The 12,395-nt window shown below is 41.2% G+C and carries 12 protein-coding genes; 8 read left to right on the top strand and 4 right to left on the bottom strand.

All coding sequences use genetic code 11. The features are described from left to right. Nucleotides 1-841: 841 nt before the first annotated feature. The 4 genes from hemB to J3U64_RS02005 all read right to left on the bottom strand — a co-directional run bounded on the left by hemB (nt 842) and on the right by J3U64_RS02005 (nt 5,588). Entirely contained in the window at nt 842-1,855 is a 1,014-nt protein-coding gene (gene hemB / locus J3U64_RS02020; protein WP_267408105.1) for a porphobilinogen synthase, read from the bottom strand. Nucleotides 1,856-2,928: 1,073 nt separating this feature from the next. Then, nucleotides 2,929-3,699: an endonuclease/exonuclease/phosphatase family protein gene (locus J3U64_RS02015; protein ID WP_267390087.1), complete on the bottom strand. Its 771-nt coding sequence runs from the start codon at nt 3,697-3,699 to the stop codon at nt 2,929-2,931. Nucleotides 3,700-3,721: 22 nt separating this feature from the next. Then, entirely contained in the window at nt 3,722-4,165 is a 444-nt protein-coding gene (gene nudB / locus J3U64_RS02010; protein WP_267408104.1) for a dihydroneopterin triphosphate diphosphatase, read from the bottom strand. After that, nucleotides 4,158-5,588, bottom strand: a complete 1,431-nt coding sequence (locus tag J3U64_RS02005; protein ID WP_267408103.1) for a mechanosensitive ion channel family protein — start codon at nt 5,586-5,588, stop codon at nt 4,158-4,160. The genes nudB and J3U64_RS02005 overlap by 8 nt, the downstream gene beginning before the upstream one ends. A gap of 333 nt (nt 5,589-5,921) precedes the next feature. Between J3U64_RS02005 and rpsF the strand changes: the two genes are divergently transcribed. From rpsF to recR, 8 genes are all read left to right on the top strand, one after another. Then, entirely contained in the window at nt 5,922-6,302 is a 381-nt protein-coding gene (gene rpsF / locus J3U64_RS02000; RefSeq protein ID WP_100139956.1) for a 30S ribosomal protein S6, read from the top strand. Between the two features lie 19 nt (nt 6,303-6,321). Further along, nucleotides 6,322-6,618, top strand: coding sequence for a primosomal replication protein N (gene priB, locus J3U64_RS01995; RefSeq protein WP_267408102.1), 297 nt, complete (start codon nt 6,322-6,324; stop codon nt 6,616-6,618). A 5-nt stretch (nt 6,619-6,623) separates the two neighbouring features. Next, a complete protein-coding gene (gene rpsR / locus J3U64_RS01990) occupies nt 6,624-6,854 on the top strand; it encodes a 30S ribosomal protein S18 (RefSeq protein WP_025330416.1) in 231 nt (76 codons plus the stop codon). Nucleotides 6,855-6,869: 15 nt separating this feature from the next. After that, nucleotides 6,870-7,325 carry a 50S ribosomal protein L9 gene (rplI, locus tag J3U64_RS01985; protein WP_100139958.1) on the top strand — a complete coding sequence of 152 codons (456 nt, stop codon included), beginning with the start codon at nt 6,870-6,872 and terminating at the stop codon, nt 7,323-7,325. 120 nt (nt 7,326-7,445) lie between these two features. Beyond that, nucleotides 7,446-8,522 carry a lytic murein transglycosylase B gene (mltB, locus tag J3U64_RS01980; RefSeq protein ID WP_267408101.1) on the top strand — a complete coding sequence of 359 codons (1,077 nt, stop codon included), beginning with the start codon at nt 7,446-7,448 and terminating at the stop codon, nt 8,520-8,522. A gap of 459 nt (nt 8,523-8,981) precedes the next feature. Continuing rightward, a complete protein-coding gene (gene dnaX / locus J3U64_RS01975) occupies nt 8,982-10,961 on the top strand; it encodes a DNA polymerase III subunit gamma/tau (protein ID WP_267408100.1) in 1,980 nt (659 codons plus the stop codon). A 56-nt stretch (nt 10,962-11,017) separates the two neighbouring features. After that, nucleotides 11,018-11,359 (top strand): YbaB/EbfC family nucleoid-associated protein, encoded by a 342-nt coding sequence (locus tag J3U64_RS01970; protein ID WP_100139961.1) that lies wholly within the window; start codon nt 11,018-11,020, stop codon nt 11,357-11,359. 221 nt (nt 11,360-11,580) lie between these two features. Continuing rightward, the gene (gene recR / locus J3U64_RS01965) at nt 11,581-12,186 is read left to right on the top strand and encodes a recombination mediator RecR (RefSeq protein WP_267408099.1); all 606 of its coding nucleotides are present in this window, start codon (nt 11,581-11,583) and stop codon (nt 12,184-12,186) included. Nucleotides 12,187-12,395: the final 209 nt, after the last annotated feature.

The following is a 12,395-nucleotide window of genomic DNA, read 5'->3' as shown; positions in this document are numbered from 1 at the left end:
TTTTTATTCTTTTTATAAACATGGGAAGAAATGGGTAAAGCTTAAAAATTACATTAATATATTAATACAATTATTAACACACAATTATTGCTACTGGATTACAATTCTGAATTGAAAATATCTTTACTAGGTATATGAATAAATAATTGATATATAACTAAAAATTATAAATTGGTTTTCTTCCTGCTGCTATCTAAGAAGATGATATTTACATGAATTACAATTTAGTTTTCTTAGAAATAATTAATCTATATCAAAATAAGCTCTATTATAATTTTAATTGCGCATATCGAATATGCTGATTGTATTTCAAAATAGAAAATAAGCTATAAAAAAAGGTAACAAATTATATTTTAAGGAATTTTATATAAATATAGTTTCGTGTTAAAAAAATTAGCTGTGTTGTAATTTTATCGCTAAGGATGAACGTGGTTGATAAGATTAATTAAAATACGACGCAAATAAAGTTTTTAATCGATGTAGATGCCTATTTTATTTAATTTTTTAATGTATCAATGTTAGATAGAGATTAACTTATTTCATTTTTCATTAAAGCAATTAATATGCCATTTTATAGCTGAGCCAAGAATTATTTAAATTAAATTGTAATAGCGCAAAGTAAATTCGAGTGTTTCAAAGTTATTAAATAAGTATGTAAATGATGCTGTAATTTTAATCAAAATTTTTAAGTGTAAAGGTAATTTAGATCAGCCTGAATATGAGAAAAAAGTAGAGCTTAGATTGTTCTGGGATTGCATGGATGCTGTCGTCCTTAACTATAGAAGAAGATTGGTTACGGCAGCTCTATGCAATCGTTATGGGGTTTATGATGAATGAATAATTAAACGTTGGATTGTTGTTTGAGCCGTTGAGCAGCATCTAGTGCGAAATAGGTCAGGATGCCATCAGCACCAGCTCGTTTAAACGCCAATAAGCTTTCTATTATCACCTTGTCCGCATCTAGCCAGCCATTTTGTATCGCAGCCTGAAGCATTGCGTATTCGCCTGAAACCTGATATGCATAAGTAGGTACAGCAAATTCATCTTTAACCCTTCGAATGATGTCCAGATAGGGCATACCTGGTTTAATCATTACCATGTCAGCACCTTCAGCAATATCTAGTGCGACTTCATGAAGTGCTTCATTGCTATTTGCGGGATCCATCTGGTAAGTATATTTATTCCCTTTACCCAAATTTCCTGCACTACCAACAGCACTACGAAACGGACCATAAAAAGCAGAGGCATATTTAGCAGCATAGGACATAATGCGGGTATGGATGAAACCATTTTCTTCCAGAGCTTCACGTACGGCGCCAATGCGCCCATCCATCATATCACTTGGTGAAAGAATATCTGCACCTGCGTCGGCGTGAGATAATGATTGTTTAATAATAGCTTCTATTGTTTCATCATTTTGAATATAGCCATTTGCATCTGGTAATCCATCCTGCCCGTGAGTGGTATAGGGATCAAGAGCCTGATCAGCCATCACACCTAATTCAGGAAAGCGTGATTTTAAAGCGCGAATAGCCCGCTGGATAATACCATTTTCATCCCATGCTGCACGTCCGTCAGCTGTTTTATATTCTGGATTGGGTACACCAAATAAATCCAGTACTGGTACACCAAGTTCAAGTGCTTGTTCGGCAACTTTTAATAATTCATCAATGGATAACCGTTCAACACCGGGCATACATTCGACCGGAGTGCGACCGCTTTTTTCGTGCACGAAAACCGGCAAAATAAAATCATTTGCTGTTAGGATGGTTTCACGCATCATGCGGCGTGAAAAATCATCATGCCGCATTCTTCGCATTCGGGTATTTGGCATGATACGGGGAGGAAAATTCATAATTGCTATCCTATTATTTTATTACTCAGCATACTGTTAATAGTATGAATGAGTTTGATATCACCGCCAGTGAGGTTTGGTGAAATTGAGTGTGGTATTTTAATCCTTTTTACATGGTACTTCTAATCGTCTTTTCGACACCAGATTGTTCTAAAGAGGTTCTGATTTTTTAGGTTGCATGGAAGTTTGTTTGATAATTAAACGAGTAAATGCACATTGTTATTAGCTGAATAATTATAATTTTAATTTATCAATAGATTGCTTAGATACTGTGTTTAAAATGTATTCAGCTAACATGTATCTTATTGTTTGGCATGAGGTTATGGGCTCAATGTATGCCGAGTGAAATTTATCAATGAATTCTAATGATTTGAAGACAGCAAATTTACCGATTGTATTTTTATGGATGGCAAACCTAAGCCTATATTCAACATCATAATTTAAATGGTTAAATTTAAATTTTAATATAAAATAATTTTATTAATAATGGTGAAAGAAATCTGGCGTCATTGTCTAAATAAAAATAGCCACATAGCCAGCATTACACTAAGTGCAAATAATTAAAGGTTGTGCCGGTAAACGAAATAGCGATAGAGCTGACTGAGAAAATTATATTCGGATGAATATGCTTGTTTAATTAAGTGAGTGCGAGACACAACCAAACAATTGGAAAGATAAATCTTTTACTAACAGGTTTATTTTAAATACGGTGTTATGAGTTTTTGCAATTGAAAATTTTCTGGAATCTTATATAAATAGAAAAAACTACCAGAAGAAATAAAAAATAAAATAGCAAAGAGTTGATGCCAAACTTCAGCATATTTTGTGATGTCTGCATAAACCAGTTTGGCATCTTGCAATTCGCTAATTAGTCATGATGAGAAAACTTTGCTGCTGAAACTGCTGAAAACTATTATGAAAATAGGCTCAGTATCTGTCTTGCAAAGAAAGCGAGCATAATTCAATCTGATATTTAAGGTATTAAGGTTAACAAAATAGTTACTAACTAATTATCTATCCCATTGTTTATTTTTGCTACTCTATATGGTTTTTGATTAATTGTAGCAGCACGATTAGTGTGCTGATGAATTTTTTTCGTTTTCAGGAGAAATGATGGCAAACAAGGGCAGGTGGTCAGATAGTTTCTGCCAAGGCTGACCAGTTAATGGTTTGGCTGCCAGTACTTTTAAATGGCGGATGAAAATTCTATCGAGGCTTAAAAGGGGTAAGCGTGCAGGAAAAGTTTTTGGTGCGTTGTGGTAATTACAAAATGCATCTTGCAGATTCAGTTTTGGGTCAAGAGTATTGTAAGAACGCTGGCGCCAGTCGTTGAAGTCTCCGGCCAGAATCAAGGGCTTCGCAGGGTCTATTTCACTTTGAATGTAATCATATATAGTTTGATACTGCTTAATACGATCTGGTTCGCGTAGATTGAGATGAGCACACAAACACACTAATGGCATTTGCCATTGTGGAAGCTGAACTTCGCAGTGTAACAGCCCGCGCTGTTCCATTTTATTGACACTAATATCCAGGTTATGGCAGGTGATCATGGGGTGGCGGCTAAGGATAGCATTGCCATGATCGCGGTATTTGTAGCGTGCATTGCGGCCGTAGCTCACGTGATAGTCCAGTTGTTCACTGAGAATCTGGTAATGTGGTTGGCGAGGAAAATCAGGAATATTGTCTGCTCGTTTGCTGTTGTATCCCTGTACTTCCTGTAAAAACAGGATATCTGGAGCAAGCTGCTGTAAAGCTGTAGTCATTTGCAACAGCTGTACTTTCTGGTTTAGTGCAGACATGCCTTTATGAATATTGTAAGTGGCAATAGTGATGGCGTTCATGAAAGGTGTTGGAAAAATAGAATCACCAGCGTTGGGGCAACTGGATAAGTGCTGCACGGTTGGAAGGTGAGAAAACCTGCTCAGCAGCTTGCCCCAGAGGGCACCATTGGTAACGCAGGTGCTCGCGTGGTGATAGTTTAATAGGAGTAGAAGCGTCTATACAAACCGAAAAAACATGTTCAGTGTTATGTGTTACGCCCGGTGCATAACGATGCCGCCAATGTGGATAAATTTCAAACACGCTTGAAAACTGCCAGTTGACAATATCGGTAGAAATAATACCAGTTTCTTCAGCCAGTTCACGTCTGGCTGTTTGTTCCAGAGTTTCTCCGGCTTCTTGACTGCCAGTGACTGATTGCCAGTAGCCGGGTTTATCTGCGCGCTCAAGTAACAGTATCTGGTGGTGGTTGTTATAAACCACCACCAGTACAGACACCGGCATTTTATAGGTGTTAAGACTACTCATGAGGTTTATGCTGGCCTGCATGAAAAGAAGAAACGCTGAGTGCAGTTGGCAGTGGTTCAGAAAAAGATGGTTCTTCTTCAGTAGTAACTTGGTGCGTTATGCTGTCACAGGTAATGGGATCGCTTGCATCGTTAAGTATGCGGATTTCCTGCTGCGGAAATGGAAATTCTATACCTACTTCTTTGAAACGGTTCCATATTTCCAGCAAAATGGCTGAGTTAATGCTCATAAATCCATTTTCGGGATCGCGAATCCAGTAATTAACGTACAGATTGATACCCGAATCGGCAAACCCAGTGACATAACTGTTTGGTTTTGGGTCGTCGCACACTCTTGCTTGCTTGGCTGCTGCTTCTTTTAATATTTCAAGTGCCTGTGGCAGGTCGGTATTGTAAGCAACCTGTAAGGTAAGATTGTTAGACATGATTTTGCTGGAATAGGAATCATTGATTACTGTATTGGAAACGAAGGTATCGTTAGGAATCAATGCTTCTGAACCATCACTGCTGCGCAATACCACAAAACGAGCGGTTATTTTGGTCACATAACCGGTAAAATTATTGATATTCAGCCGGTCGCCTGGTCTCACGGAATGGTCTGCCAAAATGATAAAACCAGATACATAGTTGCTGGCAATTTTTTGCAAACCCAAACCAAGTCCAACACCCAATGCACCACCGAATACAGACAGAATAGTGAGATTGATACCTACCATTGGAAGCGCAATCAGTACAGCCACAACCACAAGCAGAGTTTTAACAATTTTCACCAGCACATAGCGCAGATTTACATCAAGTTTTTCTGCTTTAAGTATATGCTGTTCGGTGATGCGCGATAGCCACATTGCGATAATGATAGCGATGCCAACAATAATGCTGCCGGTAATGACGGTGTACAGACTCAGACTGGTTGAACCTATTGGCAAGGCCAGTGATTTGAGTAATCGAATAATAAAGGTATCCAGACTGGTGAGCCAGAGCAGAAAGCATACCCATAAAAAGGTAGAAAGAGACCGCTCATAGCGTTCGTTGAAGCGGTTATTGGGTATGGCGTTGTGCAATACGGCCATGATAATACGAATCATCAGCAGCCAGCGTGCGGTAAAGGCCGTAAGCTGTAGCCACAGAACAGATTCACCGGTACTGACGCGCCAGATAACCATGGCAATGATGGTACACAGTAACAGTAATACCGGCCATAATAAGCGTGTAATAAAGTGAAACAGAACCGGAAATTTGATTTCTCTTTGCTGAGTATGTCGGTTGATGACGGCCAGTATTTTCAAGCTTAGCCAGTACGTACCAAACATAATTATCACTGCAAAGGCCAGTTCGAGCCAGCCACTGCTGGTTTTTAAGCTGTGTACCATCAGGCGTGCCAGAAATTCTTTGCGGGCAAACATGGAGTCGAAATAGTTATTCATGGTGGGGCAAAGAAACAATATTTGAATATAACCTTAATGGTAGGCGTTTTAGTGGAGTTCTGTAAACCGTCGTTATTAAAATTTAGTATGTCTACTGAAATGTTTTTGGGTTAATGATGTGACTTAAGAACAGTAAAGTGACATTTTGGGCTACAGTGATACAAAGAGATCTCATAGTATGCCTGTATATAAAACAGTTATTCACAATATTTGGGTGGAAATGGCAGACTATTATTTGATTCTGTATGCAAAAATATTTATAATAGCTGATTTTCCAACCTTGCCCTTTACACTTCGCATGGTAAAGGGATTGATTAGCCACAAGGAGTATTCATGCGTCATTATGAAATCGTGTTCATTGTCCATCCGGATCAAAGCGAACAGGTCGGTGCCATGGTTGAGCGTTACAAAACCATGATTACTGATGCCAACGGTAAAATTCACCGTTTGGAAGACTGGGGTCGCCGTCAGCTGGCTTACCCGATCAACAAAATTCACAAAGCACACTATGTGCTGATGAACGTTGAAACTACACCAGAAGTGATTGACGAAATTGAGACTGCGTTCCGCTTTAATGATGCGGTACTGCGTCATCTGACTGTGAAAATGGACGCAGCAGTAACTGAAGCTTCTCCGATGATGAAAGACGAGAAGTCCAAGAATCTGTTAGCAGGTAACAGCACTGAAGCCACTTCAGAGCAAGCTGAAGCCTGATTAATTTATTGAGGCTGGTTTGCTGAATCAATTATGTCTTTGTGCTCAGATTAAAAGTCTGAATGAATTACGTTATACCCCCGCTGGTTTGCCGGTATTGACTATGTGGCTTACCCATGAATCGTGGCAGATGGAGCTACAACAGCGGTTTCTGGCGAAAATGGAAATTCAGGCAAAAGCATTAGGTGATTTGGCTGCACACTGGCCGTATCAGCCGGGTAGTATGGTGGAAATCAATGGATTTCTGAGCCAAAAAGGTATTTATCATTCTCGGCCGGTACTGCATATCCAACAAATTCGCGAATATAAAGGTTAAACGACATGGCTCGTCAATCATTCAAACGTAGAAAATTTTGCCGCTTCACTGCGGAAGGTATCAAACAGGTTGATTATAAAGCAGTTGACTTGTTAAAAGATTTTATTACCGAAAATGGTAAAATCATTCCGGCTCGTATTACTGGAACCAAAGCACATTATCAGCGTCAGCTATCTACAGCGGTAAAACGTGCCCGTTTTCTGGCTTTACTGCCTTACACCGATCAACATAAATAATAAGGAAGAGTTATTATGCAGATTATTTTGTTAGAAAAAGTCGGTGGCCTGGGTAATCTGGGTGATCTAGTTAATGTAAAAAACGGCTATGCCCGTAATTTTCTGATTCCTCAAGGCAAAGCACAGCGTGCCAATGCTGCTAATCTGGCTGCATTTGAAGAAAAACGCGCTGAGTATGAAGCTCATCAAGCAGCAGTATTGGCCGATGCCGAAGCACGCAAGCTGAAACTGGATGGTCAGACAATCAGCGTTGCTCAGAAAGCTGGTGTGGATGGCCGTTTGTTTGGTTCAGTTACTACTCATGATATTGCAGAAGCCATTAAAGCAGCAGTCGGTGTGGAAGTAGTGAAAGCTAATGTACGTCTGCCTAATGGTCCGTTAAAAGCCATTGGCGAATATGAAATCGAAGTAGCGCTACACAGTGATGCTGTGGCTGCTATTACGGTAACTGTTGTGGCTGCTGCTGAATAAGTATAACTGACCACACATCAGGAAAGCGTAAGCTGTCTGGATTATTCCAGACAGCTTTTTTGTTATAGATGGTAAAAATAGTTTAGACTGTGCATAAAGCATATATTAGGAACCATAATAATGAAATACCTACTGATTACAGGTGCAGCCTTATTGCTGGCGGCCTGCCAAAGCACACAATCTATCCAGAATAAACCAATTAAACCTGTTGTAACGGCTACTGTAACCACACAGGCTGATGAAAAAGTGTTTGCATTAACCGATAGCGGTTTGGATTTGCTAGGCCGTAATGATGTGAACCGCTTTATTGATAATGAGATAAAACGTGGTCACTACAGCCGCGAGCAACTGGAAAATTTTTTTCGGCAAGTACGCTATCGCCCGAGTATTATCCGTGGCATGGATAAGCCGGGCACCTCTCTGCCGTGGTATACCTTTGTTCAGAATAATGCAAATAATGTTCGTATCAGTACAGGTAACGCTTTTTGGCAAAATAATGCAGCTGTGATTCAGGAGGTTTCCAAACGCTATGGTGTAACACCACAATTATTGGTTGCAATAGTGGGTATTGAAACCAATTATGGCGCGAGCATGGGATCGTATCGTGTGGCAGATGCGCTGACTACTCTTGGGTATCACTACCCGCGCCGTGCAGCTTATTTTCAGCGCGAGCTGGCAGAATTTTTGCAGCTGGCTTATGAGGAAAAGCAGGATCCATTTAGTTTTAAAGGTAGTTTTGCCGGAGCAATGGGTATGCCGCAGTTTATGCCATCCAGTTTTCATCAATATGCTGTAGATTGGGATGGTGACGGGCATAGGGATATCTGGCGCAATGCCGGTGATACGCTGGCTTCAGTGGCTAATTATATGAAGCAACATGGCTGGAAGTCTGGTGCACCGATTGCGGTACAGGTGAGTATGCAGCCAACGCCACAATTACAACAGATTATTGATGAGCCAACTTCCCTAAAATATACTGCTGGACAATTGCGTCAACTGGGTGTGGTGATTCCGGCGCAGATAGCTAATCAGGAGAAGGGTATTTTGTACCGGCTGGAAATTTCACCCGGTGTGTATGATTACTGGTTTGGGCTAAATAATTTCTATACTGTCTGGCAATATAATCACAGCCGGCATTATGTGGCTGCGGTGCGGCAGATTGCCAATAATCTGGCTGATGCTAATGCAAATTTATAATGTTTAATTTGTCATTTTGTCCAAGCTACTTGCTGAGCTAGGTAGCTTGGCGAGTAAGCTAAGCTATCTTCTGAATTTTGTACCGAGAACATAGAGCTACGAAGAAATGTGTTGAACTCATTATTCTAATTATATAAATTGGTCTGAGTTGTTTGATGTAAAGCTGGTATGGGTGCAGTAAATTATGTTTTACATTAGAATTAATCTGCTAGTGGCAATGAATTACAGAATGTAAAAAAGCCGTTTGCTGTAAATGATTGAATTCTTACTGACAGCCCTTATTAATATCATTTCTTCTAAACAATTTCTTATTGTTTCCTACGATTTTTTGCTGTCTTTTATCCTAACCACTTTTAGGTGTTTTTGGTTACAATGTGGTGCCTGTCTGTGTATTTCTGACAGACAAAATTTCTTTTTTTTGAGTATAGATTCTGCTGTGGCTGGCGGTTGTGGACGGTTATGACTTATCAAGTATTGGCGCGTAAATGGCGGCCGAAAAGGTTTGCCGATTTAGTGGGGCAGGAGCATGTGGTTAAGGCATTGGTGAATGCGCTTGATAAAGGCCGTTTGCACCATGCGTATATGCTGACTGGAACACGTGGTGTAGGTAAAACTACCATTGCCCGTATTCTGGCTAAAAGTCTCAATTGTTTGCATGTTGAACATGGCGAACCGTGTAATCAGTGCGATTCATGCCGTCAGATTGATGCTGGACGCTTCGTTGATGTACTGGAAATTGATGCGGCCTCTAATACAGGGATTGATAATATCCGTGAGGTGTTGGAAAACGCGCAGTATGCACCTACGATGGGACGCTATAAGGTATATATTATTGACGAAGTGCATATGCTGTCCAAAAGTGCATTCAATGCCATGCTTAAAACGCTGGAAGAACCACCGGAACATGTGAAGTTTATTCTGGCTACAACCGACCCACAAAAAGTACCGATTACAGTATTGAGCCGCTGCCTCCAATTTGTGTTGCGTAATCTGAACAGCACGCAGGTACACGATCATCTGGTTTATGTATTACAGCAGGAACAGATTGATTATGAAGATGCGGCATTGCTGCTGTTGGGTAGAGCGGCTGCCGGTTCCATGCGCGATGCGCTTAGTTTGCTTGATCAGGCAATTGCAATTGGTTCTGGCAAGGTGACCGAAGCAAATGTGCGCAATATGATTGGCGCGGTGGATAAAAGCTATTTGTATGCTTTACTGGAAGCGCTGGCTACAGGTGATGGAAAAGCTTTGTTATCCAAGGCTGAAGAAATGGCTAGCTGTGCAGTGGGTTTTGACAGTGCGCTGACAGAGCTGGCTTTATTGTTACAGCGTTTAACTATTTTGCAAACAGTGCCTTCTGCCATTGCATCGGATGAACCGGAATATGCGGCTTTAACCCGCTTTGCCGGCCAGTTTTCTGGTGAACAAATACAACTCTACTATCAATGCGCTTTACGAGGTAAAGCGGATTTACCTCTGGCACCCGATGAGAAGGCTGGGTTCGTAATGACTTTGCTCCGCATGTTGGCTTTTACACCACTTGCTGCTGTAAATACTCAACGTCTGCATGGTCAGCTTAGCGGCACTCAACTGCAAAATCCGCTGGATAGTAATCTTCTGGTTGCTGAAGGACAATATTTTAAATCTGTGGAGACACCAATATCTGCGGATATATCGGGTAACGAAGGGGTAAGCACAGAAGCTGAGCAAAATGTACAGGCAGAACCCGCTACACACGTGGAAACCACTCCAGCAGCAACATCTAGTGGTATTGATTATCAGGCAGTGTCACCTGACGTGAATGCTCATAGATCAGCAATGGCTGATGAGGGGTTACCACCTCCGTGGGAAGATGTTCCTTCAGATTTGCCTGATGCAGTTGATGACAATTCTATGTCACCCCCTTTGTTAATCTCTGATGAGCCTGATGTGTCCGAGCAGTTTTCTACCCCAGAGCTGGAGGCTGACTCAGGCAGCTTAGCTGCTGATCCGGCTGATAAAACTCATCCTGAAATACTTCAGAATAGTTTTCCGCCTCTAAGTGCTGAGAACTGGCCAGAAATATTAACTTTGCTGGCACACCGGCTTGGGGCTGTACAGTTGTTCAGCCAGCATTCTGCCGTTGCTGCCTATGAAGAAAATACTGGTGAATTGACGATTGCGCTTGCAGAGCAGGGAGAACCGACAGCTAACCGTGAATTATTAACGCGGCTGGCTGAAACGCTCTCGCAGGTTTATAAGCGACCGATTCGGTTGCAGACATGCAGCTGGCAAGAACAAAGTACGCTGGAAACACCACAGATGCGTCAACAGCGTCTGCATGCTGAAGCTCAGCAGCAGGCACAATCTATTCTGGAAGCGCAGCCGGCGGTGAAGATGCTAATGGATACCTTTAATGCAAGTTGGGTTCCTGAAAGCTTGCGTCTTGCTGAAGATTAATTACAATATCTGGTTTGATTTTTTTCCGTTTAAATTTGAAGTAAAAGGAAGTTGCCATGTTTGGAAAAGCAGGTTTAGGTGGGTTGATGAAGCAGGCGCAGCAGATGCAGGAACGCATGAAAAAGGCGCAGGCAGAGCTGGCTAATGTGGAAGTGGAAGGTGAATCTGGAGCCGGAATGGTTAAGGTAACCATGAATTGTCATTACGGGGTTAAACGTATTCATATTGATGACACTCTGCTTGCCGATGCAGCTGAAGATAAAGAAATGCTAGAAGATTTGATTGCGGCTGCGGTAAATGATGCAGTGCGTAAGGCTGAGGCCACTTCTTCTGAACGGATGGGGCAGTTTACGCAAGGTATGAATCTGCCTGCTGGTATGGGTGATTTCTTTAAATAATTTATTACACAGGGAGGGTGATTTGGATGAGTTGCTCTTCCTTTTATCTTAAAAAATAGCATAAATTGGCTGAACATGCGTTTGCAGCGGCTTTTTCCTTTTAGCTTTTGCCATGCGGTAATTGATTTAAATCTGAAATAAAATCAATCAAATGGCTGTTGCTGCTAATTGTATATTGGCTGATAAATTAAATCTTCAGCTGCGTGTTAATGAGTAACAGAATGAGCACAAAAAACACTGATGCTTTGAGCCGTTTAACCAATGCATTAAAAGTCTTGCCGAATGTGGGACCTAAAACGGCACAGCGTATGGCTTATGAATTACTACAGCATAAGCGTGCTGGTGCAGAGGAGTTAGTCGCCGCTATTCAGGCCGCTTTGTTACAGGTGCATCATTGTCGGTTGTGCAATACTTTTTGCGAAGGTGAATTGTGTGCCATCTGTGCGGATAAAACTCGTGACGCGAAGCGGCTGATGATTGTGCAGATGCCAGTGGATGTAGCCAGTATGGAATCAGCGAATTGTCATGATGGGCTGTATTTTGTGCTGATGGGACAGGTAAACCCGACACAGGGCGCAGATTTACAGGCTATAGCGCTGGATAAGCTGGTTACAAGGTTACAGGAATATGAAGTAGAAGAGATTATTATTGCTACGAGTTTTACAGCTGAAGGTGATGCTACGGCTTATGTCCTGTCGCAGTTGCTTACGGATTTTCCAGCTAAAATTACGCGGCTGGCTCGCGGTATGCCTCTGGGTGGAGAGCTGGAGTATGTCGATGCCGGTACCTTGGCGCAGGCTGTCTATGAACGACGGAATATAAAATAAATTTTGGCAGTATTAATTTTTGATTCGTATTTTTCTTATTATTTGTTATAGCTGAAGATTGGTTTAATCTTTAGCTTTTTTGTATTTTGATTGGACTTTTGTTGGGGAAAATATCGCTTTGAAAGAGGTTTTCTGAAAAAAAAGAGCTGATAATTCTGGCATGATGAGATAGGCAGGAATTGTTATCTTGTTAAAAATTATGGCAGGCT

The organism is Snodgrassella sp. B3800 (assembly GCF_026535865.1).
Lineage (GTDB): Bacteria > Pseudomonadota > Gammaproteobacteria > Burkholderiales > Neisseriaceae > Snodgrassella > Snodgrassella alvi_E.
Note: the sequence above shows the minus strand (reverse complement) of the source record. Positions and strands in the feature narration are given on the sequence as shown.